Source organism: Halostagnicola sp. A56, from assembly GCF_000691505.1.
GTDB lineage: Archaea > Halobacteriota > Halobacteria > Halobacteriales > Natrialbaceae > Halostagnicola.
On record NZ_JMIP02000018.1, the window covers coordinates 57,797 to 81,119 of the forward strand.

The following is a 23,323-nucleotide window of genomic DNA, read 5'->3' on the forward strand; positions in this document are numbered from 1 at the left end:
ATTAGTTCGCTGGCCCGCAAACCTCGAGCAGGCTACAGCAGTCGGCTTCGGGGTCGAAACAGTCCGGACACTGCTCCGGGCGGTCGATGATCGTATCGAGTCTGTCGGCGACCGTATCGTCGATGACGCTCTCGAGCGCGCGGGCTTCGTCGCGGAACTCGTCGACCTCGAGGACGTTCGCGAGGAATCGCTCGATAATGCAGTAGGTCTGGAGCGCCTCGTGGGCGCGTTCGAGACCCTCGTCCGTGAGACTCGCGCCTTTGTACTTTTCGTGATCGACGAGGTCTTTGTCCTGGAGTTTCCCGACCATTTCGTTGACACTCGCCGGACTCACGCCGAGGAGGTCCGCGAGCGTGCCCGTCGAGGCCGGTCCCTCCTCCATCCGCTGTGCGAGATAGATCGCCTTGAGATATTGATCTGCTGTGTTCATCGCCAACCCTTCATGTGGTGTCTTGGTCGTCGATCGGTCCGACTCGTCTGGCGCTCGTGAGTGGTGCGTATCCCGATCATGCCCGTCGCTCCATAATTTCTGTGACTTCCTCGACGCCCTCTTTTTCTTCCGCGCGGATCTCTCGGAGGGTCTCGAGAACTCGATCCCGGTCGACGGCGAACGTCGAATCGGAGGCCTCGATGGCCTCGATGAGGTCGTCGTAGAACTTGTAGGCCGTTTCCTCGTTGCAGAGTTGGTCGTACAACACGCCGTCGGTATCCTCGGGCGGGCCGTACTGGGCGTCGACAAGCTGATTGATCTCCTCGTATCCGACCGTTTCCGCCTCGAGGTCGTCTATCAGTGCTTCGAGCCGATCGCGGTGATCGGCCGACTCTTCCGTTGCATCCGTAAGTAGCTCCCTGACCTCTCTGTCGATCTCCGCTCGCGCCTCGGCGGGAAGTGACTCGAGGTGGTGGGCAGCACGCGACTCGACGACTTCCTCTAGGACCACGCCGATCTGGAGAAGGCGGGTCAGTTGGTGGTCTGTCGAGACACGCTGTCCCAGGCTCATACACGTCTGTGGGTGGTCGTGTTACTTAACTTCCCGTTTTTTCGGCGGTGGGCGTTTGGATAGACGGATCACCTCCCGAACGGTGATTGGCCGCCGCCCCTCGATTGAAAGGCGTGATCGACCGCGAAGAAATCGTCGGTGGCGTTAGTTTCGCAGACGCGTGTTGACGAGCGACTCGAAGTCCGTTCGGAGTTCGTCGACGGCGACTTCCTCGAGAACGGGGACGAAGAAGCCCTCGACGAGCATGTTGCGAGCCGCCTCCGGCGTGACGCCTCGAGAGGTCATATACAGGAGGTCCTCCTGATCGACCTGCCCGACGGTGGCGCTGTGGGAGGCTTCCGTGTCGTGGTTGTTGATGATGAGCTTCGGCGAGGCGTCGGCTTCGCTCTCGTCGGAGAGCATGAGCGTGTTCTCTCGCTGGTAGGAGCTCGTATCCCAGGCGGCGTCGCCGACGTCCTGGACGCCCTCGTAGACCGATCGTGCGACGTCGTCGGTGACCCCGCGGGTGACGAGATCTGCCGTCGTGTGCTCGGCGCGGTGCCAGACCTTGAAGTCCAGATCGAAGTGCTGGTCGTTGTGACCGTAGAACGCGCCGACGATCTGGCTCTCGGAGCTGTCACCGTTGAGTTCGGTCGAGACCTCCGTCTTGGTCAGCTTCGAACCGACGTTGCCCTCGATCCAGTTGATCGTGGCGTAGGTGTCGGCGTCGCCGCGTTTGGCAGTGAAGTTGTACGTCTCCTCGGAGAGGTTCTGGAGCGAGCCGTACTGCACGTAGCTGTTTTCGGCCGCGGCGACTTCGACGATGCCGCTGTAGTACTGCTCGTCTTCCAGCTCGGTGCCGGTCGACTGGCGCTCTTGGATCGTCACCGACGAGGATTCCTCGGTGACGACGAGCGTGTAGTTAAACAGCGACCGGGAGTTCATCTCGGTCTTGATCGTCACGTCCTCGGCGTTGACGCCTTCGGGGACGTAGATGACCGTTCCCGTGGAGAAAAGCGCCGTCGAGAGCGCCGTGAGGTAGTTCTCCTGGGGATCGACGATAGACCCGAAGTGCTCCTCGAGCAACGACTCGTGCTCGTCGACGGCCTCGACCCACGAGAGGACCTCGACGCCGTCGGGGCCGACCTGGTCTTTGTTTTCGGCCGCGTCGAGCGGATCGACCAGCGACTCGAAATCCAGTTCGGAGAGGTTGGTCCAGTTCTGTCCCGGCGTTCGGATCACGTCGGGCATCCCCAGGTCCTCGAGTGCCTCGAGCGCCTCGAGACGGGTCTCTAGGAGCCAGTCGGGCTCGTCGAGCCGATCGCTGATCTCGCGTACCTGTTCGTCCGTCAGATTGGCGTGTACCTGCGTGCTCATGTCTATCCGAGGCTTCCCTCCATCTCGAGTTCGATCAGACGGTTCAGTTCGACTGCGTATTCGATCGGGAGCTCTTCGGTGATCGGCTCGATGAAGCCGGCGACGATCATCTTCTTCGCGTCGTCGTCGTCCAATCCGCGCGATTGGAGGTAGAAGATGTCCTCGTCGCCGATCTTCCCGACCGTCGCTTCGTGGGCGACGTCGACCTTCGACTCCTCGATCTCCATGTACGGCATGGTATCGGAGGTCGATTCGTTGTCGAACATCAGGCGTCACACTCGACTGCCGTACTCGAGTTCTCGGCGCCGTCGGCGATGTGGACGAGCCCGCGGTAGTTGGTGCGGCCGCCGTCTTTCGAGATCGACTTCGATTCGATCGTCGAACTCGTGTTCGGTGCGTTGTGATAGACCTTCGCGCCGGTGTCGATGTTCTGTCCCTCGCCGGCGAAGGCGATGGTGATGTGGGTGTCCGTCGCGCCGCGGCCCTTGAGAATGGTACACGGGTAGAGCATGGTCGCTTTCGATCCCATGCTGCCCGACACCCACTCCATCGTGCCGTTTTCCTCGACGATGGCGCGTTTGGTGTTCAGGTTGAACGTGTTCTTCGACCAGTTCTGCACGGTCGAGTACTGCACGTGGGCGTCGTCTTCGACGAAGACCTCGACACAGCCCGAGTGGAGGTTGTGCGTGCCGTACTTCGGCGCGGAACAGCCCTCGATGTAGTGGACTTCCGAGCCCTCTTCGGCGACGATGAGCGTGTGCTCGAACTGGCCCATCCCTTCCGAGTTCATGCGGAAGTACGCCTGGACGGGCATCTCGACGGTGACGTCTTCTGGGACGTAGACGAACGAACCGCCGGACCAGACGGCGCCGTGAAGCGCCGCGAACTTGTTGTCGCTCGGGGGCACGCAGCTCGTCATGAAGTACTCCTTGACGAGCTCCGGGTGCTCTTTGACGGCGCGATCCATGTTCATGAAGACCACGCCTTTCTCCTCCCACTGGTCTTGCATGTTCTGGTAGACGACCTCGGACTCGTACTGCGCGCCGACGCCCGAGAGCGCGTTCTTCTCGGCTTCCGGAATACCGAGCTTGTCGAACGTGTCTTTGATCTCGTCCGGAAGCTCCGTCCAGTCGTCGACGCCCTCGCGTTTGTCGACGTCGGGGCGGATGTACGGAACGATCTCTTCGATGTCGAGTTCGGTCAGGTCCGGCTGACCCGGCCAGTCCGTCGGCATCGGCATCGCGTGATACTGCTGTAGCGCGCGGAGCCGTCGCTCGAGCATCCAGTCCGGTTCGTCTTTGTCCTCACTGATCAGTCGGACGACTTCTTCGGTGAGGCCTGCGTCGGACTTGACGGCCGAGCGCTCTTCCTTTTTGAACTCGAAGCGCGCTTCGGTGTCGGTCTCCTTGAGGTGATCTTGTTCGGAACTCATGAGTTGTATGTATTCGTGTTTACGGCTGTAGCGTTATTACCGTTGTTCTAGCTGGATTCGGTTACGCCGTCTCGTAGACCTCTTCGCGGACCCAGTCGTAGCCCTTGTCCTCGAGTTCGGCTGCCAGCGAGGCGTCGCCGCTCTTGACGACTTTGCCGTCGAGCATGATGTGGACCGTGTCGGGTTCGACGTAGTCGAGGATACGCTGGTAGTGAGTGATCTGGAGGACGCCCGTTCCCTGCTCGTCGCGAAGCGTGTTGATGCCCTTCGAGACGTCCTGCAGTCGATCGATGTCGAGCCCGGAGTCGATCTCGTCGAGGACGGCGACCGAGGGCTCGAGGATCGCGGCCTGCAGCACCTCGTTCTGTTTCTTCTCGCCGCCGGAGAAGCCAGCGTTGAGATAGCGCTGGGCGAACTGCTCGTCCATGTCCAGTTCCTCCATCTTCTCCGCGAGAATCTCTTGGAACTCGGCGACGCCGATCTCGCCGTCGTCGGCGGGTCCCTCCATCGGCGAGGACTCGAATCCCTCGTCTTCTTCCTCGGCCTCGTCTTCGTCGTCGCCTTCCTCGAAGAGTTCCTCGCGCTCCTCGAGTTTCGCGTTGAGCGCCGTCCGGAGGAAGTTGGTCATCGTGACGCCTTCGATCTCGGCCGGGTACTGGAACGCGAGGAAGATGCCGAGGGCCGCGCGTTCGTTGGGCTCGAGGTCGAGGATGTTCCACGTGCGTTTGTCCTCGGGAATCTCGAACTCGTCGCCGAACTCGTCTTCCTCGAGGTGGAGGAGGACTTTCCCTTCCGTGACCTCGTAGGCCGGGTGACCAGCGATGACTTTCGCGGTGGTCGACTTCCCGGAGCCGTTCGGTCCCATCAGTGCGTGGATCTCGCCCGACTCGACCTCGAGGTCGACGCCGCGCAGGATCTGTTCGTCGCCTTCTGCCACTTCTGCATGCAGATTTTGAAGCTCTAAGCGTGCCATAGTACGAATACCTCTGTCGTTCGAACGGTGGGTCGTGTGAGTGATAAGGGTTTGGTATCTAATTGGATACGGTTCCGATTCCGGAAGATAATTTTTTGAAAGAGAAACTCCGCGAGGCGACGGCGACCGACGGATTCGGCCAGCACAAAGTGGTTCTCCGGGCACAGGCGGGAAACAGCAGACCGAAGTCCTCTCGAGTGAGGAAGAACAGGAACTCATTGAGAAGATCGAGGGAAAACGCGAGGAGTACGCAGAGCGAAAGGACAAACTCGACCAAAACGACGACCTCGAGGAACTCGTCGAGGAAGCAGAAGAAGTCCGATCGGAGGCTTCCCAGCACCACCAGAAGGTCACCGAACTCGCGGACAAGGCCCAGGAGCACCACAACGAGATGATCGAGGCCTATCGCGAGGCCGACGACATCCGTGACGAAGCCGACGAGATGCACGAGTCCTTCGTCGAGGCTCAGGAAGCGGCCGACCAGCACCACGAGGACTTCGTCCGCGTCCAGAAGCGTCTGCGCGAACTCGACAAGAAAGAGGAAAAAGAGCGCAAGTCCCAGCGGGACAAGAAAAAGGAGGAGGCCAAGGAGGAAGCCGAGGAGATCTACCAGAAGTTCAAGGAAGGAGAGACCCTCGACACCGAGGACCTGATGAAACTCCAGAAGACCGGCCTGCTCTAAGGACGTCGCCTTCCCGCGTTTCGTTTTTCGACGCTCGATTTGTCTTTTTCGCGCCAGTTCGAGAGCGTGATAGCTGTGGCGTTATTGGATGCCGATTCGGAGACTGGTACTTTAATTTGCTCGAGCCAGAGAACGCGTCGCGTCGCCGACTCCTCGAGAACCCGACTACGCCCGACCCAAACACGTTGCCGTCGCCGACGTGTGGCCGCGGTTGAACGAGGTAATCTTGATCTCGATCGCGTCCGCGACGTCGACATCCGACGGGAGGTCTTCGACGAAGACGACGAACCCCTCGACTTTGGTTACCGCCTGACGCTCGCCCGAGTGGTGCTCGGTAAACTCCTCGACGCCGACCGTTCGTTCGTCGCCGATATCGACCGGCGGCTCGCGCTCTTGGGCCTCCTTATGGCTCTCGAGCGAGTCCTGCCGGTCGCTCGAGGGACCCCGGAACCGCTTGATCAACCACGATCCGACGACGAGAACGACGATGACGCCGAGTGCGAGCGATACTGGAACGATCATACCAAAACGAAGTGAGCTACCACCCCTTTGCTGTTCTGATCGGACGTGGCTCGTCGAGGCAGTCGACGACGAGAGCGGACCAATGAGGGTCTGGCAAAGCGACGATTAGGACCGATGGGACTCCGTCAGATCGATCGTCTCAACGGACTCGGGGAGCGCCTCGAGCACCCCCGCTGGCCAGTCCAGATGCCCCAATCCGAACTCGCTGTTCGGGCTGGACTCGACCAGTCGAGTGACACCCGCCGCGGCGGCCTCGAGCGCGCCGCGGTCGACGCGCGTTGGCACTTCCGCGGTGAGCGGATAGCTCTTCGAAAGCGCCCGCGGAAACGGGCCGAAGGGTGGCTTGACGCGCCAGGCAGCCTCATATTTTTCGGGCCCGTCACCGTCGCCTTCGGTGAGAAACACCGAGTCGGGAACCGAGAGGCGCTCGAGTCGTTGTCGGTGGCGCAGTACTTCCGGCCGCCGAGCGCTCTCGTGAGAGGTGTAGAAAAAGGCTCCCTTCGAGACGGGATCGGTCGCCTCGAGCTGGTCGGCGTGATCCAGAAGCGTCCGGTAGCCGTCGAGCATCGTCGGATGGGCGCGAGCGCGCTGTTCGACGAGCTCGAGGAGGTTCCCCGCTCTGATGGCCTGTTTGATCCGGCGGATCTCCCCGAAGGTTACGTGGAGGTTGTGGGCGGCCAGCGTCTCCTCTCGTTCCCGGTCCGGAAGTTCGCGTACGTCCGCCGGGTCGCGGGACGAACAGACCGGACACGAACACGGGAAGTACTCGATCTCCTCGAGGTGCTGGGTCCCGCGGACGGTGAGATACCGGTCGTCGCGGGCGTAGAGGGCGTAGGCCGCGGAGTCGAACAGGTCACAGCCCATCGCAACCGCGAGCGCGAACATCATCGGGTGACCGGCTCCGAAGAGGTGAACCGGCGCGTCGGCGCCCAGACCGCGTTTGGCGGCGGCGACGACGTCGATCATGTCGTCGTAGCGGTACTCGTTCATGAGCGGGACGACCGCGCCGACGGGGAAGACGTCGAGGTCCGTCGAGTCGGCGTGCCGGGCAGCCGCTTCACGGAGATCCGGATGCGTCGACCCCTGGACGGGCGCGTTGATCAGCATGTCGCCGACGTCGACGCCGTCTGCAACCTCGAGGCGCTCTTTGGTCGTCTCGAGTTCTTCGGCTGCGCGCTCGCGGGAGACGTCCGGCGGGGTCGGAATGTCGACGGGCGTCCCGATATCGGAGCCGATGTCGGCCTGAAACTCGAGGATCTCCTCGGTCGTGACCGTGATCTCGCCGTACTCCGAGAGCTGGAACGAGCCCGAGTCGGTCATGATCGCGCCTGGGAACTCGAACATATCGTGAAGGCCCTCCGAGAGCGCTCGTTCTCGAACGTCGTCGGTGTTGTAGATGATATAAGAGTTCGTGATGAGTATCTCCGCGCCGAACTCCTCGGCGAGTCGACGGGGAGAGATCGTATCCAGATTCGGATTGATCACCGGGAGCAGCGCCGGCGTTTCGACGGTGACGCCGGCTCGAGGAACCGTGAGTTCGCCGATCCGTCCTCCCGCGTCGCTGTTCCGAAGTTCGAAGCACTCGCGCATCTACCGTCTCTTTGCGAGCGAAGCGGTAAACGTTCCGTTCCAGCCCCAGGATGCAGGGCACGAATCCAGTTCGACCGGCCTCCACCGACAGCAGTCGATCGAACCGGCTCAGTCCTCGCGGTCGTCCGCGAAGAGCCGGTAGTACGAGAGTGCGAGCACGACGCGACCGTCGCAGATTGCACCGTCGGCGACGGCGTCGGTTAATTCCTCGAGCGATGTCGTCGCGACACGAATGCTTTCGTCGTGGTCGAGTCGTTGAGCCGCCGTCGGCCGACAGCCGTGAGCGACAAAGAAGTTGACGACCGCGTCGGTGAAGCCGTTCGCCGGCTCGACGCTCACGAGCGACTCGACTCGATCGGCTTCGTAGCCCGTCTCCTCGCGGAGTTCCCGTCGAGCGGCCGCCTCCAGGTCGTCATCGCCGGGTTCGGTCCCACCGGCGGGGAGCCCGTAGTTGACTCGGGAGACGGCCTGTCGCCACTCTTCGATGCAGACGACCTCGTCGGCTGGCGTTAGTGGGAGGATGCAGACACTCGGCGGCTCGGTGAGGTAATCGAACTCGGTTTCGGTCCCGTCGGGAAGCTGAACGGTCTCGTTAACGATATCGAATCCCGGACAGGAGTAGGCTACCGCGCTGTCTTTGGTCTCCCACGAGAGCGAGTCGTCCGTCATATCGGCCGATAGGCTGGTCGAGTGGAAAAAGACAGCGACGACGACTCTAGGACGGTTCTCGAGCACGGCCCAAATGGTGCGCGAAGAGACGCCAACCGAACGAAACACTCTCTCCGGGGCGTACACGCTCTATAACAAAGCCGTAGACGAGTCACTGTCGATATTCAGAGGGTGATCCATGGACCAGCTTACAGGATTCCAACGCGATCTGTTGTACGTCATTGCGGGAATGGACCGGCCGTCCGGTCAGGACATTCTCGACGACATCAACAGGTACATCGATCAGCCAGTGACACACGGTCGGCTGTACCCGAATCTCGATACGCTCGTCGAGTTCGAACTCGTCGAGAAGGGAGAGATCGACCGTCGGACGAACTACTACGCGTTGACCCCGAAGGGGCGGCGCATTCTCGAGCAGCGACAGGAGTGGATAGAACGGTACGTCGACGCCTGATCGCCAGCGTGTCGCGACTTTCCACTCATCTGAATACGATCGATAGCGCTCGATACGGTCCAGTGACCGCCGCTCGCTGAGGGGCGTTAGTAGCCCGACTCTGTGGCTGTCGTTTCGTTATCAGCCGTCGTCTCGTTGCCAGTCGTCTCACTCTCCGCGGCTGTCGTCCCATCAGTGGAGTCTGTGCCAGCACCGGACTCGACACCGGTCTCGTCGCTCGCGCCAGCGTCGTCCGAAGACCCGCTTTCTTCGGCCTCGGAGAGGACCGCCATCGGTCCGTCCTCGAGCACCGTCACGTCGAACTCCGGCTCGTCGTCTGCGGCCTCGAGATACCCGATCGCAGCCACGGTGTAGGCGCCGCCCTGCTCGAGTGTGACCTCGAGACTGGCGACCGCGTCATCGGTCTGACTGGAACCGTCGCCCGTCTCCATCGTAGTATCATCGCCATCGGTTTCGCCGGTGTCTGTTTCTGCCGCGGTCTCATTGCCAGCAGTCGCCGTCTCATTGCCAGCAGTCGCCGTCTCGTTGTCATCCGTGGATTCGTTCCAGCTCGTGTCCGTCCCGTCATCACCCGTGTCACCCCCCTCAATGGAGTCGTAATCGGGTGCTTCCCCACCGGCGTCCGGTTCGCCGCTCCCGCCCGCCGCGGGGAGAACGTCGAGTGCGTAACTACCGGCCGGAAGCGCGACGTAATTCGTCGCCGTGCCAAACGAAACGTTCTCGAAGAGCTCCATCGCGCCGTCGTTCCCGACGACGTCGACGGCCGGCGCGTCCGGCGACGCGTGGACGAGTCGAACGAGCGACGAGCCGGCGTCAGTGAGAATCAGCGGACTGAACGTATCGGCTTCGAGCTCACCGACTGCCGCGACCGTGTAGAACGCGCGTCCGAAGTAGACGCTGTCCTCGAAGACGACTGCCTCCGAATCGCCGGCCGCAGTGATCGTTAGCTCCGCCTCTCCAGGTTCGATCTCGAGATACGGCGATACCTCGTCGTACGAAATCGACTGGAGGACTCGCTCGCCGTCGACGTAGATGTCGACGGCCGGCGCGTCCGGCGAGAAGTGGGCGACCCGGACCGCCGCGACCGCGTCCGGAACCTCCTCGTCGGTCTCTTCTTGCGACCGCTCGTCGTCTTCGTGTTCGCCCACTGCAAGCGCCGATCCGGTCAGTGTCGCTCCCGCTCCCAGTGCACCGATAGCCGCCATCGTCGCGCGTCGTGTTGTCGTCATAATGCGCCGGATAGTGGGAACGGGCGGGCCAAAAGGGAACCAGACAGTTGCCGAAATTGTCCCGACCTTTCCCCGGTGAATCTCGCGTAGGCCGAGACTGACGAGCGCCGGATTCGCTGTAAGCGACCCGTAAAACAGAAAGCTTCCCCTACTCGTCTTTCCGCATCGAGACGCGATCGAGATCCGCCTCGAGATCGGCTATCTCGTCGTTGAACGATTCGACGAACGCCTCGACATCGTCTGCGAGTCGACGGAGTTCGGACGCCGAAGGCGGACCGTACTGCGAGAGGAGATACGTCCCGTCCGACCCGCCGACCCGAAGGTAAGACACTTCGCGTCCGTCCCACTTGAGTTCCCAGCGGGTTCCCGAGACCGTCGTCGAATAGGTGCCGTACTCGCCGTCGTAGCGCTGGAGTTGGCCGGCCATCTCGGTCCCGACATCGTGGATCCGCCGAACGATCCGATCCCGATCCGCGACGAGATCGGCGGCCGACTCGATCGCCGGAAACTCGTCGGGAACGTCCGCGAGCACGTCGTCGAACGACGCGACGTACTCGTTGTAGGCGTCGATAAACGCCCCGTAATCGTCCATCGACCGCTCGAGTGCGTCGGGCTCCGGCGGCTGTTTGGTCGAGATCACGTACGTCTCCTCGCCCGAGTTCGGATCGAATCGGAGATATTGAATGTCGCCCGCCTCGTACTTGACCGTCCACGTCGCGGCCGCCGTCTCGAAGGACTCCTGGCCGTAGTCGCCGCCCTGTAACAGCGCGAGTTCCCGAGCGATCTGTCCCGCGTGCGAGCGGACTCGAGCGACCACCTTGTCTCGTCGCTCCGTGACCCCCTCGGTCGTATGGACGTCTTTCTCAGTTCCGTCAGTCATTCGTCTCGAGGGAGGTAGCCAACGCCGGTAACGGTTGCGTTCGTCGTGGAACCGGCCGTCTTCCGCCGCCCAGTCGCTTCTCGAGGACGCCGACGTTTCGCTGGCGTTTCCCAAACCGCGCTCGAGCGGTCCGCCCTCGAGAACGCGGGTACGGCCATCTGATGGCTGCCGCTCAACGATGACGAAATGCGAGTCGAAACGTCTCGCTGTCGCTCGACGTTCGTTGAGTGCGGGAACGGTAGTGGGCCGGCGCGAAACGACTTCTCGAATTCGGAGTTCCTCGCACACGCTACGCGGTGCTCGGGGCGGTGGAATGCGGGAAGAAGTGGGCCGGCGCGAATTCGAACTCGCCGAGACGGTCGCTCACTTCGTTCGCGCTGCGACTTGCTGGCTCGAATCGCGCGGCGTTATTTACACACCCACTACGGACTCCTCGCTACGCTCGTCGTTGTGAAGTGGGGTGAAAATGGGCCGGCGTGAATTCGAATCACGCCCAGAGGGTCCTGCTCGTTCGCTTCGCTCACTGCGCGGGCTGCCTCTGGTCTACTTCGAATTCGCTTGGATAAACGACTTCCCGCACTCGAAATGCCTCGCTGTCGCTCGGCGTTCGTTGAGTGCGGGAAAGGTAGTGGGCCGGCGCGAATTCGAATCGCGGTTACGGCCACCCGAAGGCCGAAGGATACCAAGCTACCCCACCGGCCCGCATTCGGTGGAAGTTCGTCCACGCGTTTAACCTTTCTGAATGGGTGACGGCCCGGACTACTGGCGGACACGACACAGCACAGCGTTTCGTTTTTCGATTCGGCTATCGCTCCGACCGTTCGAGACTTCGCCGAACTCGAGCCTCTGTCCGATCGAACGCACTCTTTAAAAGCGTGTGTAGCCGTCGGTGTCGAGACAGTGGTGGGCCACGGTGATCGCCTGATCTGCGTGGAGTCGCGTCGGCCCGAGTCGGAGCCGTCGATCCGCGTGTGTCTCGAGGAGCCGCTGTTCGGCCGCCGTGAAATCGTGATGGTCCGAGAGCACGAAGACGGGATCGGTCGGCACGGACGCGTCGACGACAGAGTCGCCGTCCTCGTGCAGTTGAACGATCGTTCCGTCGCTCGAGACGGCCTCGAGCGTAGCTTCGAACCCGCGTCGATAGAGTTCGACGCCGGGGCTCGGTTCTGCGGGCAGCGAGCCGATCGCCTCCTCGCGGTGCTCGAGGGCCGTGCGGACGAGCGCGGCGGTCGAGCGCTCGTCGGGGTGGAGGTTTCGGAGGTCGCTCCCGTCGAACGTGATCGTCAACTCGTCTTGGATCACGAGGTGGACGCGGACATCCTCGCGGATGCCGTGGGAGGTCACGAACGAGGCGGTGATCGAGCGACAGAGCGCGTCGAGTCGCCCGGCTCCGCCGGCGAGGTCGTCGAGCGAGAAGTCCGGGGTCGTCGGCACGTCGTGTCCGAGGAGGACGAACTGGCGCATACCGAAGGCGTCGGCTGCCGGGTGCAAAGCCCCAGCGGTTCGGAACCACACCCGCTATGAGGAGATCAGATCGCTACGTGTGAGATTCCGATACTCGAAATCGGGCGAGAATCGACCGCACGTACACGAAGCCGGGTTTGCCGTCGTAGTACCAGGCGACCGCCGCGAACGCGAACAGTCCGAACTGGATCATTTCGTACGGGCCGAGGGTGTAGTACGTGAGGATCGCATCGAGTAGGCCGGCGACGGGTTCTTCCGGGGGCTGTTCGACGAACGGCCAGAGGAGATACGCCAGTCCCGAAACCTCTCCACCAAAGACGGCCGGTGGGACATCCGTCAGCAGATGGACGGCGTGTCCGATGAGGAAAGCAATCGCCGCCTCGAGACCCCCGAATCGACTCGCGAGCGCGTAGACGACGACGGTGAGCCCGACCGCGAACACCACGGAGTGACTCAGCGTTCGCCCGCCCGGGAGCACGTCGAAGTTCCAGGCCAGCGGCTTGTCGAGGAGGTCGGGAAACTGCGAGCCGATCGCGAGGGCGATTGCGGGTGCCGCACGCGGTGGGCGGTCGTACCGACGGTGCGCGAAGAGACTGTACAGCAGGTACGCCACGCCGAGGTGTCCCCAGGGCCACATGAGTCTCTCTCGACGTTCTCGAGGCACGGAAATAGCCGTGTCGACTCGCGGCGCATCGTGTCGACCCGAGGAATGCTGTGTCGATACGTGCCACGAAGTGCTGGCTCGTGTCGCTCTGTGCCGACCCGTGTCACCCCGTGCCGACTACCGGTACTCGAGTCGTTGGCTGATTCCCGGCGGCCACCTGCAGGTGCATGGCCAACGCCTTCACTATCGACGGGCGGAGTCTCTCGATATGGCAACGACGCAATTCGACGGGAATCGGTTAATTTCTCTGCTCGAGGGCCGGGCGTGTCCGTCCTGTGCCGACGGACGACTCGAGCGGGGCCAGTACAAGGGAAACGAGGCGGTCGTCTGCGATACGTGCGAGACGCCACGGGCCCAACTGTGGTAACATGACGGAACTCGAGATTCCAGCGGACGCCGACGAACGAGAGGCGATGGAGCTGGTGGACGATCTGGTCGATATCGGCGATGTCGTCGAAGTCGAGAGCTACGCGATGACCGACGACAAGCGAAAGCGATTGAGCGGCGAAGTTACGGGGAGTCACACCCCCGACTCCGGACCGGCGTACCTCGAACTCGACGGTCAACCGGTCGGCGAAGGAAGCATCCCCTACGAGGAGATCGAAACCGTCACCCGGAAAACGCAGCGCTGACGAGCGCCACCGGCAACCCGATCTATCGAGCGCTTCGACACGTTTTAGCCGTCGGTACCCCTCGAAACGAACACGTGGTGACGACCGTTCTCACTCCCTTCGTTGGAGCCGTCTTTGGAATTGCGCTGGCCGCCCCGCCGGGGCCGATGAACGCGATCATCGCCGAGGAGAGCGTGCTTCGCGGCTGGACGGCCGGGTTCAGGGCCGGCCTCGGTGCGATGCTCGCGGATGTCGTCTTTTTTGTCGGGACGCTGGCAGGCGTGGTCGCGATCATCGATCAGTATCCGATCATCAGACCCGCACTCTATCTCGTCGGCGGCGTGCTCATGGTGTACTTCGCCGTCGGCGCGTTTCGGGATGCGAGATCTGCTACCGGCTTCGTCGAAGACACGGACGAACCCTCTCGAGGGTTCCGGAAGGCGTTCGCGCTGTCGCTGACCAACCCCTACCAGATCGGGTTCTGGCTCACCGTCGGCGTCGGCCTCCTTCGACCCGGCACGCTCGACGTCTTCGCTCACGTTCCGGGAATCGGCCCGATGCTTACGGGCACGCTGGTCGTCCAGACCGGGTCGGTCGGCCTGCTGGTCGGATTCTTCGTCGGGATCGTTTGCTGGATCGTGAGCTACCCCGCGGCGCTGGTCTCGGTCGGACGACGCGTCGACGCGTTCGCACCGATCGTCTCGCTGCTGAGCGGGGTCGTACTCGTCGCGTTCGGTGCCATCTTCCTCGCAGCGGGCGCTGGCGCGGTCGTCTGAGACCGACTCGAGAAGCGGTGGCGGTGCTGGCGGTATTTTCTACGTAACTCGAAACGTGCGCGATCCTTCGAGCGAACGTGCGTAGCTCTTCGAGCGCCTATCGGCTGGTACGCACTCGAGAAAGCGATCGGCTCTCCCTAGCCGATGTACCGCAGGTCGTCGTCGGTCGGTAGCTCCATCGACTGCTGTTGTTGCTGTTGTTCCATCTCCTGGATCTTGCCGATGACATCTTCCATCTCGTCGGCGCGCTCGTCGAGCGAATCGTACGCGAGGTCGAGTCCGACCGCCTCCTCGAGCACTTCGAGTACCGCCCGGGCGCTTTTCGGATCGACGAGGTAGCCGCTCGTTTCGCCCATCAGACACGCCGCGTCGAATCCGCGGCGCGCGCCGAGTCCGAGCAGGAGCCCGCTGACGCCGACGATGCCGCCCGCGGGTTCGTCCTCGCGGAACTCGACGCCGGCATCCTCGAGCGAGTCGCGGCGGGCTTCGTCGGTGACCGCGCCGATGACCGCGTACTCCTCGATGAGCTCGCCCGTCGGAACGCCGCCCAGTGAGTAAATGTCCGTCGTCTCGAACTCGTCTGCGATGTCGAGAAACGCGCTGGTGAGCCCGTAGTGGCCGGCGTTGGTCTGGGCCTGATGATCGCCGGTGAGGACGAGCAGATCCCGTCCGTCGGGATTCGACACCGCATGGATCGTCGCACAGGTCAGTTCGGCGATGCCGTCCTCGATCGTCACCTGCGGCGGGAACTCGCGAGAGTAGACGCGTCGAATCAGCGTACTCTCTTCGTCGAGTTCCTCGAGAAGGTGTTCCGCCGCGAGCGTTCCGACGTGTCCGACGCCGGGCAGCCCTTCGACGAGAACGGGGTCGTCGACTTCGACCTCGGCAACGACGTCGACCTCGAGTTCGTCCATACCGTATCAGCGACTGCGACGCTTAAGAGCGCGTCGGTACTCGCCGTACTGATCGGTCGGATCGAACGGGGCCGGCGCGCTGTTGACGGCGTCTGCGCCACACTCGGGGCAGGTCGTAGAAAGAGTGTAGACCGGGCGTTCGTGTGTCTCTTCCCACACCGAACAGACCCGAATATCTGATTTCATCGTTGTGTCCGTCGTTCGTCGTGCCGGTCGATTACTCGTCGTCGCTCTTGCGTTCGCGGTGGTACTCGCCGCTGCCGCCGTGGTCTTCGATCGCCGCCACGGCGCGGTCCGCGCTCGCTTCGAGCTGTGATTCGGCGGTTTTGTAGTTCGGCGCGCGGACCTTGATGCGGTACTCAGGCGCGCCGACGTAGACGACCTCGAGTTCGACTTCGTCCGGGACGCCGCCGTTCCCTTCGGCAGCCTCGAGCGCATCGCGGATGCCGTCGACGCCCGACTGGGAGGGGTTCTCGAGATCGACGTAGCCGGTGACGTTGACGTACGGAACCGAGACGTTTTCGCGGGCTGTCTCGACGATCGCGTCGACCTCGTCTTCGGAGAGGTCGGTGTCCTCGAGCGCCTCCGCGCCGTGAATTGCGGCCTGCTTGAATCCGTTGTAGAGGCTTCCGTGGACGCCGATCAGTTCGTTCGCGATCGCGGTGTAGGTCTCGTCGTCGCTGTCTTCGTCGAGCGCCAGACCCATCCAGTTGTCGGCCTTCTGTTCGTTTTTCCAGTCCTGGATCTTGTCCGAGCGCTGGTGGTCGTTGACGTCTTTCAACGAAAGATCGATCTGTTCGTGGGACTCGTCGACATCGAGGACCTTACAGACGACGATCTGGCCTTCGCGGACGTGATCGCGGACGTTCTTGATCCAGCCGCTTGCGACCTCGGAGATGTGGATCAGGCCGCGTTTGTCCTGATACTCCTCGAGATCGACGAAGACGCCGAAGTCCTCGATCTCGTCGATCTTGCCGACGACGAGCTCGCCGGTGTCTGGCCAGCCACTGTATTTCATCGTGATTCGACTGTCTCGACGATCTCGTGGTCGATATCGGCCTTACCACCGGTCGGTCGAGCGAGCGTCGTTCCGCAGACGGCACACGCGACTTCCGTGGCGGCTTTGCCGAAGACGATCTGTTCGTTCTCGCAGTCTCCACAGCGGACGGTGTAGTATGATCCTGCCATCGTAATCACTCCTGGAACTCGATTCGGCCGGCTCGCCATCCCTCTCGGAGGTGGGCCTTGCCGCACTCGCCACAGCGGTACTTGAGGTCGGTCTTGTTCGTCGGTTTGTTCCCACTGGGAACCTTCGAGAACTTCCCGGAATTACCGATCGACGAAGTCTGTCGTCGTCGCTGTCGGTCGGCAACCTTCTTCATGCCGGTCTGGCGGCCGGTTCGGACCTTCTCGACTTCGTGCTGGTGGTGTTCGTTACAGTGCGGGCAGTACGTATTGAATCGGCGTGGCATCTGCATGGTTAGTTCACTTGGAACGGGCTACGATTGCGCCGCTTAAAACCCGTTTGGTTCGTCGGCGGCGGGATCGGACGACGGGACGCCAACGGTTCGCAGTTCCCGACTACGAACCCGATCGCAGGGAGGAGTCCGAGCAATTAGCGAGCGCGAACTTGTGGTTGACAGGAAAAATCTGTTTGTACGTGCGTGGAAACGTAGGATCGGCCTCGAGTCGTCCGTGAGTCCCGGGTCGATCTCGAGTGCTCACCGACCCGGTCGTCCGACGACGCCACTCCTGCGGACCGACCGCTTCGAAGCGTTTAATCCATCACCCGCCGAATCACCGGGTATGAAGCGGCTGATCATCCACGGCGACCCCGGCATCCGAAAGGGGGCTATCATCGATTACGACGGGGAGGAAGTCGTCTGCTTCGGAATCAATCGCAACGGCGAGTGGAACGGCCCGGAGACGGTCCAGCTGTGGTGTACGATCGGCGACGAATCGGAGTACGGGGAGTTCGAGCGACGAGAGTTCCTTCCCCATTTCCTCGAGGTCGACCGCGTCGGCGCCGAGGCCGTCGACGTGGTCCGTTCACAGGGCGACCTCGCCGTTTGAGTTCGCGTGTATTCGCGCACGCATTGAATACATCCGAGAGTTCGAGACATCCGAGAGTTCGAGACTGATTTGGACACGTTGTCCACACCGGAGCACTAGGAGACAGTCGACGACCCAGAAGATGAGTAAATCGTTCATGGAGGTTCTTCGGCTGCGACTGCGAGCCCTGCGGTCGCGAGCACTATTCCTGCAGTTCGCCGGCGTTGGACTCATCGGGGCAACGGTCGACACAACCGTTCTGTACGCCCTCGTTTCCTGGACCGCGTTTGGTCCCGTTGCTGGAAAGACCGTATCCTGGGTGTTCGGGATTGGAGTCATTTTCGCGATAAACGAATGGTGGACGTTCTCGGCGTACGGAAAACTCGGTCTTCGAGCGCTGTTACGTCGACTGCTCACATCGTATCTCGTCCGGTTTGCGGGGTTTCTCGTGACTCTGGTAGTGCTGTCCGGGCTGGTGTACTGGTTCGACGTCTGGTTCCTGCTCGCGAACGTGGTCGGGATCGGCGTCGGTTTTTTCGTCAACTACACCTGTGAGAGCCTCTACACGTGGAAGGTCCACCGGGACTAACGGTAGAAATCCGCATACGGTAGCCGAATCACAACCCTTAACTAGACAAACCCGATATGATGTGATAGCGGGATGGGATAGCCAGGAGATTCCGGCGGGCTCATAACCCGCAGACCGGTAGTTCAAATCTACCTCCCGCTATTTTTCGAGGCGAACAACAACGAGAAGCGAAGTGACGAGGATCGCTGCTGCGACCGTGGCTCTCGCCTCATCGAGGCATCTCAAAAGATAAGCTCACACAGTATCTCCGAGCGTTCCAACTTCGACGAAAGCTACTGCGGAAACCGGGAAGAGAAGCGCTCAAACACGCTATCAAAGCTACGCTGTGAAATCAACAAAGTGCTACACAAGAGCGAATGGATATTCAGACACTTGAAATAGGGTTCTTTAAAGAACCATTTCTGTCTGACACCTGTGATTCTTCGACGAACCGCTTGACGACCGTCTCTTCCGCCCGGTGAAGCGTCTCGCTGCAGGTCGATTTCGCGATGCCCAGATGCTCGGCGAGTTCGGTCAACGAACACCGCCGCGGCGTATCGTAGTACCCCTCGTCGACGGCCGCGACCACGACCTCGAGTTGGCGTTCCGACAGCAGTTGGCGGTCGTGTGACTCCTCTCGAACCGTTTCGATCCGGTACTGGATGCCGAACTGCTCGAGTTGGGTCGCGAGTTCGGCGAGTCGCTGGCGAGTGCCGGCCACCTCGATGGTCGCCGTACCGTCTCGGATTTCGACCGGGAGTTCGATCGGCATCCCCGAATCGCGCGAGGAAAACAGCAACAGCGGCTTCGTCGTTTCGAAATAAACGGTGCCGTCGTTCTCGCCGCGTTCTAACGTGGACAGTTCCGTGATCTGATCGTGTCCGGCCATCGCCTCGAGGACACCGGGGATATCGGGCCCGGTTACCTCGACCAGCGCGAATCCGGAATCAGCGCCGGGGACGGCTGCGAGAACGCGAAACGCCGACTCCGGGTGTGCGGTCGACACCTGCTGGATCCACGCCTGCTCCGGCAGCGTAATTGCGAGTGTTGCCTGTGCCATGGTGCCCGTTCTCTTCTAGGGTGAGGACTCCGCCTACCAATAGGTTCGGCCCGTTGCAACCAACTGGGAATGATCGAAAAGACGTCTGCAAACGGCCGTTAGCGTCGATAGTCGGTCCGATAACCACCGCCACCGTTATGCAAGCAGGCAGAGAACCTCTGTGATATGAACATCTACACCGGCCGCGGAGATGACGGCCAGACCGACCTACGAACGATGGACCGGGTGTCGAAAGCGAGTCACCGCATCGAGGCCTACGGCACGGTCGACGAACTGAACGCGGTCGTCGGAACGACCCGCCCCGCCGCGTACGACGATCTCGAGACGAAACTCCGAGAGATTCAGAATCACCTCCACGTCGTCCAAGCCGATTTCGCGAACCCCGACCCGGACGAGGACGACCCGAAGATCGAGGCCGAACACGTCGAGCGCCTCGAGTCTTGGATCGACGAGTACGACGAGGAACTCGAGCCCCTGACCTCGTTTATCCTTCCCAGCGGCGGCGACCTCGGTAGCAGTCTCCACTACGCGCGGACGATCTGTCGCCGCGCGGAGCGACGCGCCGTGGCGCTGGCCGGCGAAGAGGAAATCAACGAGATCGCCGTCACGTACCTCAATCGACTCTCCGACGCGCTCTTCGTGTTCGGTCGCGTCGCCAACGCTCGAGACGACGTTCCCGAGGAGAGCCCCACCTACTGAGTCCGGTATCGAACCCGGAGCCGCTACAATTCGGTCGACGGGATGACGGCCCACTCACAGCGGCAATCGGCCGAACAGAATCGAACTTCGATCGCCGACGAACGCCCCACCAGCCTCGGATTCGCGGGCGTCTCCGAGGGTGCTCGTTCCCGATCGTTCGGCTTGGGCCCTCCGCGGTCGTCCAGCTCGGTTCGTGCCGGGTCGTCCGACTTGGGATGTATCGCGAGCGTGTAAGCGACCTCGCTCGTACTGCCGCAGTTATCACAAGCGTTCTCGTGTGTTTCGCCGTCCATGAACTCGTCTCGAGACGGAAACTGAAGAGTACGCGACGATTGCTCCGAGTAAGGATCGTCTACCGGGCGACTACGCCGGTCGGAGAACAACGGTGCGTCAGTTTTCGAATCCCTCTCGAGTGGTGTCGAACGGTGATAGGATCGTTTTCCAGACTGATTCAATCGCACGACCGACGAACCGCGCAGTCGTCGGTCGTATCGAAACGCTTACTCCCGACAGGCCGGTGCACTCCTGTATGAGCGACGACGCCGTTACGCCCGAGGACGTTCGCCACGTCGCGTCGCTGGCCCGAGTCGATCTCGCGGACGACGAGATCGAACAGTTCACCGGCCAGTTCGCGGACATCCTCGAGTACTTCGAGACCCTAGACGAGGTTCCGTCGGTCGACCAGGACGCCGAACTCACGAATGTCATGGAGCCGGACGAGGTTCGCGACTCGCTCGACCGCGAGTCGGCGCTCGAGAACGCCCCCGAAACCGAAGACGGCTACTTCAAAGGCCCGAACGTCTCCTGATCATGTCCGAGAATATCTTCATCACCGAGGAGACCCTCGAGGGCGACGAGGACGGCCCGCTAGCCGGAACGACCGTCGCCGTCAAGGACAACATCTCGACCGACGGCGTTCGGACCACCTGCGGGTCGAAGATGTTAGAAGACTACGTTCCGCCCTACGACGCGACGGTCGTCTCCCGACTCAAAGACGCCGGCGCGACAATCGTCGGCAAGACGAACATGGACGAGTTCGGGATGGGAACGACGACCGAAACCTCGTTTTTCGACTCCACGGACAACCCCGCCGCGCCCGGCCACGTTCCCGGCGGCTCCTCCGGACAGTCGAGCGATTATGAGGGAAAATGATGGCGGATTGAATATATGTTGGCCCTAACGTATAAATGCAAAATCTGTGTTTTCCGAGCCAGACAACAATGACAAACGTGCTCGGGGTTTCCGATCCGCAGACTTTTATCGTTTTAGTTATTGCTCTGATTGGAGTAATTCCTGTTATTATCTACCGAAATCAGACGTCACAGTGGTTCGTTCTTTGCTACTGCTGTCTGTTCATCGGTGCTATAGCCACGAATTTCGAAAACGTGGTATTCGGGACACTCCTCAATTTCGTCGAACACATTTTCGGGAATATGGGTGCAGGAATCGCCTTTGCCGTCGCCGCATACTTGTACCGACAGCACAGTATCGATACTGAAACCCAAGAAATCGATGTCACAGAGGGGTAATCATGCTGGCAGAACAACTCATCCCCGTATTCGATATCATCGGAACGATTGGGTTTCTTGTCGCTGCGGGAATCGGGCTTTTGAACTATCGAGACACGGAACTCGAGAAGACCTTTTGGGTTACGTTTACTCTCGTCTCTGGGACGGCAGCCCTTTGGATGGGTCTCGTTACAGTCGAGTGGATCGGCATTAGCGGAGCGCTCATGGACGCGCTCAGCACCGCGCTGCAAGCGATCGTCATCGGCATCTTCTCGATCGGTTCGATCGGGACCTTCGCTGTCGTTCAGGACTTAAAACTGTCTCACGCAGAAAGTGAGAAACGACGGCAAGAAGCGGACCAATCCCGGCAGGAAGCCGAGCGGTCGAAACGCCAGGCCGAGGAGGCAAAAGAGGAGGCCGAACGGGCACAGGCTGACGCGGAGGAACAGCGACGGAACACAGAAAAACTGAATTCGCACCTCGAGACGAAGGTCAACGAATTCAGTGCGACCATGCACCGTGCGGCTGAGGGTGACTTGACTCAGCGCTTGGATCCTGACAGTCAAAACTCTGCGATGACTGATATTGCAGATGCCTTTAACGGGATGATGGACGATATCGAGGGGGCGTTCACTCGAATTCAATCATTCGCCGACGACGTTGCCGCTTCGAGCAAGCAAGTCACGACCGGAACGCAAGAGACAGAGAACGCGAGCCAGCAGGTGAGCGAATCCATCGAAGAAATCTCTGCAGACGCCGAGTCACAGTCGGGTAATTTACGCGAGGTCGCAAACGAGATGCAGAGCCTTTCCGGAACGGTTGAAGAGATCGCGGCCTCTGCGGACGAAGTCGCGGACAAGTCTCGGAGTTCCACCCAACTCGGTCGTGAAAGCCGAGAAGCCGCTTCGGACGCGATGGAGGAGATGCATATGATCGAATCGAAATCCGCGGAGACAATTGAGGAAATCGCGTCACTCGCGGATGAAATAGACGAGATCGGAGAGATCGTTGAACTGATCACTGACGTTGCTGAGCAGACGAATATACTCGCCGTGAACGCCTCTATCGAAGCCGCTCGGGCCGGCGAAGCTGGCGAACGGTTCGCTGTCGTCGCAAGCGAGATCAAACAACTATCCGAGCAAGTTGCGACCGCGACGAACGAAGTTGAAACACTCATCACGGAAATCCAATCATCAACCTCGAGCGCCGTCGACGGTATCCACGAGATGGGCGACGGAGTCACCTCGGGGACTACTACGATCGAAGAAGCGCTCGATAGCCTCGATGAAATCGCCATGAATGTTCAGGGAGTCAACCAGAGCATTCAGGAGGTCAACCAAGTGACGGACGAACAAGCGAGTTCGACAGAAGAAGTAGCCAGTATGATCGATGAGGTTGCTGATACTGCGGATCAGGTGAGCGACGAATCCGAAACCGTTTCGGCCGCCGCGGAAGAGCAAACTGCCACGCTAACCGGCGTCACTGAGAGCGCACAGTCGCTTGCCGACCAAGCGGAAAATCTCCGAGAACACTTGGCTAATTTTGAGACGACGGAGGACCGTACCGCACCGAGTACCGCGACTATCGATTCGGCGTAATTCAGGGTAGCGCCTTCGGCCGCACGGAGCGAGTGACGTGAGCGAGTAGGGTGGGGCGATTCACGCGCCGACAAACATACTGGAAGTATGGAGACGAGGACACGTGACACCGTGTATCGCCTACGTGAGCTGTTTGTTGTTATCGATCCGATCGAGAGAATTTGTTCAGCGTTCGATCTATCAAGTCGTTCGTCGCCATCCTCGGTGATTCACCTCCCCTTTGAGGGCGTTCCGTACACGTATCTTGATTATCACGAAGACTGAACTGAAAGGGAGGGTGCACAAGCAAGCCCAATAGCTACGGGAGAAATCGAGAAATCTGTAACATGGTCAAGATTTCGACCGTCGTAATCGTTCTCGCTATCGTCTTTGGGATCGGACTGATTCCAATCCCAATCCCCGGCATCGGACCGCTTGTCGGCCTTTCGGGGATCATCATCGGAATTATCCTTCGCGTGCTCGGCCACTAACGAGCGTGCGTTGAGTCCGATCCAACGGGTGGACTCGTCTTCGAAACTCAGACCCGATTGAGACTCCTTGAGTGGAATCGAGGGAAAAAGGAGTTCACCAGTAACCGTTTCGAATGGTCGTCGATCGCTGCTATCGAATTTCGAACCCACG

At 61.0% G+C, this 23,323-nt stretch carries 29 protein-coding genes, 2 tRNA genes and 4 pseudogenes; 15 read left to right on the forward strand and 20 right to left on the reverse strand.

Translation table 11 applies throughout. The features are described 5' to 3' along the window. Window position 1: 1 nt before the first annotated feature. The 5 genes and pseudogenes from EL22_RS09780 to EL22_RS09800 form a co-directional block, all read right to left on the reverse strand. Window positions 2-430: a metal-dependent transcriptional regulator gene (locus EL22_RS09780; RefSeq protein WP_050051325.1), complete on the reverse strand. Its 429-nt coding sequence runs from the start codon at window positions 428-430 to the stop codon at window positions 2-4. Window positions 431-506: 76 nt separating this feature from the next. Beyond that, a complete protein-coding gene (locus tag EL22_RS09785) occupies window positions 507-1,001 on the reverse strand; it encodes a rubrerythrin (protein ID WP_050051326.1) in 495 nt (164 codons plus the stop codon). Between the two features lie 144 nt (window positions 1,002-1,145). Continuing rightward, window positions 1,146-2,357 carry a Fe-S cluster assembly protein SufD gene (gene sufD / locus EL22_RS09790; RefSeq protein ID WP_050051327.1) on the reverse strand — a complete coding sequence of 404 codons (1,212 nt, stop codon included), beginning with the start codon at window positions 2,355-2,357 and terminating at the stop codon, window positions 1,146-1,148. Between the two features lie 2 nt (window positions 2,358-2,359). After that, window positions 2,360-3,789, reverse strand: a pseudogene (gene sufB / locus EL22_RS09795) (Fe-S cluster assembly protein SufB). Window positions 3,790-3,850: 61 nt separating this feature from the next. Next, complete coding sequence (locus tag EL22_RS09800; RefSeq protein ID WP_050051328.1) at window positions 3,851-4,762, reverse strand: ABC transporter ATP-binding protein; 912 nt, start codon at window positions 4,760-4,762, stop codon at window positions 3,851-3,853. A 172-nt stretch (window positions 4,763-4,934) separates the two neighbouring features. On the opposite strand from EL22_RS09800, the pseudogene EL22_RS09805 reads away from it, so the two are divergent. Further along, window positions 4,935-5,444, forward strand: a pseudogene (locus EL22_RS09805) (coiled-coil protein); the annotation flags it as partial. 165 nt (window positions 5,445-5,609) lie between these two features. On the opposite strand, the gene EL22_RS09810 reads toward EL22_RS09805, so the two are convergent. From EL22_RS09810 to EL22_RS09820, 3 genes are all read right to left on the reverse strand, one after another. Further along, window positions 5,610-5,966, reverse strand: a complete 357-nt coding sequence (locus tag EL22_RS09810) for a TRAM domain-containing protein (protein ID WP_050051329.1) — start codon at window positions 5,964-5,966, stop codon at window positions 5,610-5,612. A 105-nt stretch (window positions 5,967-6,071) separates the two neighbouring features. Continuing rightward, window positions 6,072-7,556 (reverse strand): tRNA guanosine(15) transglycosylase TgtA, encoded by a 1,485-nt coding sequence (gene tgtA, locus EL22_RS09815; RefSeq protein WP_050051330.1) that lies wholly within the window; start codon window positions 7,554-7,556, stop codon window positions 6,072-6,074. Between the two features lie 108 nt (window positions 7,557-7,664). Further along, the gene (locus EL22_RS09820; protein WP_050051331.1) at window positions 7,665-8,225 is read right to left on the reverse strand and encodes an NUDIX hydrolase; all 561 of its coding nucleotides are present in this window, start codon (window positions 8,223-8,225) and stop codon (window positions 7,665-7,667) included. 178 nt (window positions 8,226-8,403) lie between these two features. Between EL22_RS09820 and EL22_RS09825 the strand changes: the two genes are divergently transcribed. Next, entirely contained in the window at window positions 8,404-8,679 is a 276-nt protein-coding gene (locus EL22_RS09825; protein ID WP_050051332.1) for a PadR family transcriptional regulator, read from the forward strand. A gap of 86 nt (window positions 8,680-8,765) precedes the next feature. On the opposite strand, the gene EL22_RS19145 is transcribed toward EL22_RS09825, so the two are convergent. The 6 genes from EL22_RS19145 to EL22_RS09850 all read right to left on the reverse strand — a co-directional run bounded on the left by EL22_RS19145 (window position 8,766) and on the right by EL22_RS09850 (window position 12,889). Further along, window positions 8,766-9,908, reverse strand: a complete 1,143-nt coding sequence (locus EL22_RS19145) for a DUF4397 domain-containing protein (RefSeq protein ID WP_050051333.1) — start codon at window positions 9,906-9,908, stop codon at window positions 8,766-8,768. Window positions 9,909-10,056: 148 nt separating this feature from the next. Continuing rightward, window positions 10,057-10,788: a hypothetical protein gene (locus tag EL22_RS09835; RefSeq protein WP_050051358.1), complete on the reverse strand. Its 732-nt coding sequence runs from the start codon at window positions 10,786-10,788 to the stop codon at window positions 10,057-10,059. After that, a complete protein-coding gene (locus EL22_RS17185) occupies window positions 10,785-10,946 on the reverse strand; it encodes a hypothetical protein (RefSeq protein WP_156184096.1) in 162 nt (53 codons plus the stop codon). The genes EL22_RS09835 and EL22_RS17185 overlap by 4 nt, the downstream gene beginning before the upstream one ends. Window positions 10,947-11,417: 471 nt before the next feature. Beyond that, window positions 11,418-11,490 (reverse strand) — tRNA-Pro (locus EL22_RS09840). A 165-nt stretch (window positions 11,491-11,655) separates the two neighbouring features. Beyond that, on the reverse strand, window positions 11,656-12,252 hold the full coding sequence (gene trmY / locus EL22_RS09845) for a tRNA (pseudouridine(54)-N(1))-methyltransferase TrmY (protein ID WP_050051334.1): 597 nt from the start codon (window positions 12,250-12,252) through the stop codon (window positions 11,656-11,658). A gap of 73 nt (window positions 12,253-12,325) precedes the next feature. Then, window positions 12,326-12,889: a metal-dependent hydrolase gene (locus EL22_RS09850; RefSeq protein ID WP_050051335.1), complete on the reverse strand. Its 564-nt coding sequence runs from the start codon at window positions 12,887-12,889 to the stop codon at window positions 12,326-12,328. Window positions 12,890-13,124: 235 nt separating this feature from the next. Here EL22_RS09850 and EL22_RS18020 point away from each other — a divergent pair, with 235 nt between their 5' ends. The 3 genes from EL22_RS18020 to EL22_RS09860 all read left to right on the forward strand — a co-directional run bounded on the left by EL22_RS18020 (window position 13,125) and on the right by EL22_RS09860 (window position 14,303). Further along, window positions 13,125-13,283, forward strand: a complete 159-nt coding sequence (locus EL22_RS18020; RefSeq protein WP_197075883.1) for an HVO_A0556 family zinc finger protein — start codon at window positions 13,125-13,127, stop codon at window positions 13,281-13,283. Between the two features lies 1 nt (window position 13,284). After that, on the forward strand, window positions 13,285-13,548 hold the full coding sequence (locus EL22_RS09855) for a hypothetical protein (protein ID WP_050051336.1): 264 nt from the start codon (window positions 13,285-13,287) through the stop codon (window positions 13,546-13,548). Between the two features lie 74 nt (window positions 13,549-13,622). Continuing rightward, a complete protein-coding gene (locus tag EL22_RS09860) occupies window positions 13,623-14,303 on the forward strand; it encodes a LysE family translocator (RefSeq protein ID WP_050051337.1) in 681 nt (226 codons plus the stop codon). A 137-nt stretch (window positions 14,304-14,440) separates the two neighbouring features. Here EL22_RS09860 and EL22_RS09865 read toward each other — a convergent pair whose 3' ends face one another. The 5 genes from EL22_RS09865 to EL22_RS09885 are packed head-to-tail and all read right to left on the reverse strand — an operon-like array spanning window position 14,441 to window position 16,695. Then, entirely contained in the window at window positions 14,441-15,217 is a 777-nt protein-coding gene (locus EL22_RS09865; RefSeq protein WP_050051338.1) for a proteasome assembly chaperone family protein, read from the reverse strand. Between the two features lie 6 nt (window positions 15,218-15,223). Continuing rightward, window positions 15,224-15,403, reverse strand: a complete 180-nt coding sequence (locus tag EL22_RS09870) for an RNA-protein complex protein Nop10 (protein WP_050051339.1) — start codon at window positions 15,401-15,403, stop codon at window positions 15,224-15,226. Between the two features lie 31 nt (window positions 15,404-15,434). After that, the gene (locus EL22_RS09875; protein WP_050051340.1) at window positions 15,435-16,235 is read right to left on the reverse strand and encodes a translation initiation factor IF-2 subunit alpha; all 801 of its coding nucleotides are present in this window, start codon (window positions 16,233-16,235) and stop codon (window positions 15,435-15,437) included. After that, window positions 16,232-16,405, reverse strand: a complete 174-nt coding sequence (locus EL22_RS09880) for a 30S ribosomal protein S27e (RefSeq protein WP_050051341.1) — start codon at window positions 16,403-16,405, stop codon at window positions 16,232-16,234. Before EL22_RS09880 ends, EL22_RS09875 begins: the two co-directional genes overlap by 4 nt. 5 nt (window positions 16,406-16,410) lie before the next feature. Then, window positions 16,411-16,695 carry a 50S ribosomal protein L44e gene (locus EL22_RS09885; protein WP_050051342.1) on the reverse strand — a complete coding sequence of 95 codons (285 nt, stop codon included), beginning with the start codon at window positions 16,693-16,695 and terminating at the stop codon, window positions 16,411-16,413. A gap of 328 nt (window positions 16,696-17,023) precedes the next feature. Between EL22_RS09885 and EL22_RS09890 the strand changes: the two genes are divergently transcribed. From EL22_RS09890 to EL22_RS16055, 4 genes and pseudogenes are all read left to right on the forward strand, one after another. Next, a complete protein-coding gene (locus EL22_RS09890; RefSeq protein ID WP_050051343.1) occupies window positions 17,024-17,290 on the forward strand; it encodes an HAH_0734 family protein in 267 nt (88 codons plus the stop codon). Between the two features lie 121 nt (window positions 17,291-17,411). Continuing rightward, the gene (locus tag EL22_RS09895; protein ID WP_050051344.1) at window positions 17,412-17,858 is read left to right on the forward strand and encodes a GtrA family protein; all 447 of its coding nucleotides are present in this window, start codon (window positions 17,412-17,414) and stop codon (window positions 17,856-17,858) included. A 66-nt stretch (window positions 17,859-17,924) separates the two neighbouring features. Beyond that, window positions 17,925-17,999 (forward strand) — tRNA-Met (locus EL22_RS09900). A 41-nt stretch (window positions 18,000-18,040) separates the two neighbouring features. Then, window positions 18,041-18,187, forward strand: a pseudogene (locus EL22_RS16055) (IS1595 family transposase); the annotation flags it as partial. Window positions 18,188-18,222: 35 nt separating this feature from the next. Here EL22_RS16055 and EL22_RS09905 read toward each other — a convergent pair. Beyond that, window positions 18,223-18,897: a helix-turn-helix domain-containing protein gene (locus tag EL22_RS09905; RefSeq protein ID WP_050051345.1), complete on the reverse strand. Its 675-nt coding sequence runs from the start codon at window positions 18,895-18,897 to the stop codon at window positions 18,223-18,225. Between the two features lie 165 nt (window positions 18,898-19,062). Between EL22_RS09905 and EL22_RS09910 the strand changes: the two genes are divergently transcribed. From EL22_RS09910 to EL22_RS18025, 6 genes and pseudogenes are all read left to right on the forward strand, one after another. Continuing rightward, window positions 19,063-19,596, forward strand: a complete 534-nt coding sequence (locus tag EL22_RS09910) for a cob(I)yrinic acid a,c-diamide adenosyltransferase (RefSeq protein ID WP_050051346.1) — start codon at window positions 19,063-19,065, stop codon at window positions 19,594-19,596. Window positions 19,597-20,125: 529 nt separating this feature from the next. After that, window positions 20,126-20,404 carry an Asp-tRNA(Asn)/Glu-tRNA(Gln) amidotransferase subunit GatC gene (gene gatC / locus EL22_RS09920; RefSeq protein ID WP_050051348.1) on the forward strand — a complete coding sequence of 93 codons (279 nt, stop codon included), beginning with the start codon at window positions 20,126-20,128 and terminating at the stop codon, window positions 20,402-20,404. Window positions 20,405-20,406: 2 nt separating this feature from the next. Further along, window positions 20,407-20,730, forward strand: a pseudogene (locus tag EL22_RS09925) (amidase family protein); the annotation flags it as partial. An 86-nt stretch (window positions 20,731-20,816) separates the two neighbouring features. Beyond that, entirely contained in the window at window positions 20,817-21,125 is a 309-nt protein-coding gene (locus tag EL22_RS09930) for a hypothetical protein (protein WP_050051350.1), read from the forward strand. 2 nt (window positions 21,126-21,127) lie between these two features. Next, window positions 21,128-22,702 (forward strand): methyl-accepting chemotaxis protein, encoded by a 1,575-nt coding sequence (locus EL22_RS09935; protein WP_050051351.1) that lies wholly within the window; start codon window positions 21,128-21,130, stop codon window positions 22,700-22,702. A 326-nt stretch (window positions 22,703-23,028) separates the two neighbouring features. After that, on the forward strand, window positions 23,029-23,172 hold the full coding sequence (locus EL22_RS18025; RefSeq protein ID WP_197075884.1) for a hypothetical protein: 144 nt from the start codon (window positions 23,029-23,031) through the stop codon (window positions 23,170-23,172). Window positions 23,173-23,323 lie beyond the last annotated feature (151 nt).

What these genes read in the sequence shown, in the direction of transcription:
- EL22_RS09780 (WP_050051325.1), bottom strand. Translation starts at nt 430, where the DNA reads ATGAACACAGCAGATCAATATCTCAAGGCGATCTATCTCGCACAGCGG.
- EL22_RS09785 (WP_050051326.1), bottom strand. Translation starts at nt 1,001, where the DNA reads ATGAGCCTGGGACAGCGTGTCTCGACAGACCACCAACTGACCCGCCTT.
- sufD (WP_050051327.1), bottom strand. Translation starts at nt 2,357, where the DNA reads ATGAGCACGCAGGTACACGCCAATCTGACGGACGAACAGGTACGCGAG.
- EL22_RS09800 (WP_050051328.1), bottom strand. Translation starts at nt 4,762, where the DNA reads ATGGCACGCTTAGAGCTTCAAAATCTGCATGCAGAAGTGGCAGAAGGC.
- EL22_RS09810 (WP_050051329.1), bottom strand. Translation starts at nt 5,966, where the DNA reads ATGATCGTTCCAGTATCGCTCGCACTCGGCGTCATCGTCGTTCTCGTC.
- tgtA (WP_050051330.1), bottom strand. Translation starts at nt 7,556, where the DNA reads ATGCGCGAGTGCTTCGAACTTCGGAACAGCGACGCGGGAGGACGGATC.
- EL22_RS09820 (WP_050051331.1), bottom strand. Translation starts at nt 8,225, where the DNA reads ATGACGGACGACTCGCTCTCGTGGGAGACCAAAGACAGCGCGGTAGCC.
- EL22_RS09825 (WP_050051332.1), top strand. Translation starts at nt 8,404, where the DNA reads ATGGACCAGCTTACAGGATTCCAACGCGATCTGTTGTACGTCATTGCG.
- EL22_RS19145 (WP_050051333.1), bottom strand. Translation starts at nt 9,908, where the DNA reads ATGACGACAACACGACGCGCGACGATGGCGGCTATCGGTGCACTGGGA.
- EL22_RS09835 (WP_050051358.1), bottom strand. Translation starts at nt 10,788, where the DNA reads ATGACTGACGGAACTGAGAAAGACGTCCATACGACCGAGGGGGTCACG.
- EL22_RS17185 (WP_156184096.1), bottom strand. Translation starts at nt 10,946, where the DNA reads ATGGCCGTACCCGCGTTCTCGAGGGCGGACCGCTCGAGCGCGGTTTGG.
- trmY (WP_050051334.1), bottom strand. Translation starts at nt 12,252, where the DNA reads ATGCGCCAGTTCGTCCTCCTCGGACACGACGTGCCGACGACCCCGGAC.
- EL22_RS09850 (WP_050051335.1), bottom strand. Translation starts at nt 12,889, where the DNA reads ATGTGGCCCTGGGGACACCTCGGCGTGGCGTACCTGCTGTACAGTCTC.
- EL22_RS18020 (WP_197075883.1), top strand. Translation starts at nt 13,125, where the DNA reads ATGGCAACGACGCAATTCGACGGGAATCGGTTAATTTCTCTGCTCGAG.
- EL22_RS09855 (WP_050051336.1), top strand. Translation starts at nt 13,285, where the DNA reads ATGACGGAACTCGAGATTCCAGCGGACGCCGACGAACGAGAGGCGATG.
- EL22_RS09865 (WP_050051338.1), bottom strand. Translation starts at nt 15,217, where the DNA reads ATGGACGAACTCGAGGTCGACGTCGTTGCCGAGGTCGAAGTCGACGAC.
- EL22_RS09870 (WP_050051339.1), bottom strand. Translation starts at nt 15,403, where the DNA reads ATGAAATCAGATATTCGGGTCTGTTCGGTGTGGGAAGAGACACACGAA.
- EL22_RS09875 (WP_050051340.1), bottom strand. Translation starts at nt 16,235, where the DNA reads ATGAAATACAGTGGCTGGCCAGACACCGGCGAGCTCGTCGTCGGCAAG.
- EL22_RS09880 (WP_050051341.1), bottom strand. Translation starts at nt 16,405, where the DNA reads ATGGCAGGATCATACTACACCGTCCGCTGTGGAGACTGCGAGAACGAA.
- EL22_RS09885 (WP_050051342.1), bottom strand. Translation starts at nt 16,695, where the DNA reads ATGCAGATGCCACGCCGATTCAATACGTACTGCCCGCACTGTAACGAA.
- EL22_RS09890 (WP_050051343.1), top strand. Translation starts at nt 17,024, where the DNA reads ATGAAGCGGCTGATCATCCACGGCGACCCCGGCATCCGAAAGGGGGCT.
- EL22_RS09895 (WP_050051344.1), top strand. Translation starts at nt 17,412, where the DNA reads ATGAGTAAATCGTTCATGGAGGTTCTTCGGCTGCGACTGCGAGCCCTG.
- EL22_RS09905 (WP_050051345.1), bottom strand. Translation starts at nt 18,897, where the DNA reads ATGGCACAGGCAACACTCGCAATTACGCTGCCGGAGCAGGCGTGGATC.
- EL22_RS09910 (WP_050051346.1), top strand. Translation starts at nt 19,063, where the DNA reads ATGAACATCTACACCGGCCGCGGAGATGACGGCCAGACCGACCTACGA.
- gatC (WP_050051348.1), top strand. Translation starts at nt 20,126, where the DNA reads ATGAGCGACGACGCCGTTACGCCCGAGGACGTTCGCCACGTCGCGTCG.
- EL22_RS09930 (WP_050051350.1), top strand. Translation starts at nt 20,817, where the DNA reads ATGACAAACGTGCTCGGGGTTTCCGATCCGCAGACTTTTATCGTTTTA.
- EL22_RS09935 (WP_050051351.1), top strand. Translation starts at nt 21,128, where the DNA reads ATGCTGGCAGAACAACTCATCCCCGTATTCGATATCATCGGAACGATT.
- EL22_RS18025 (WP_197075884.1), top strand. Translation starts at nt 23,029, where the DNA reads ATGGTCAAGATTTCGACCGTCGTAATCGTTCTCGCTATCGTCTTTGGG.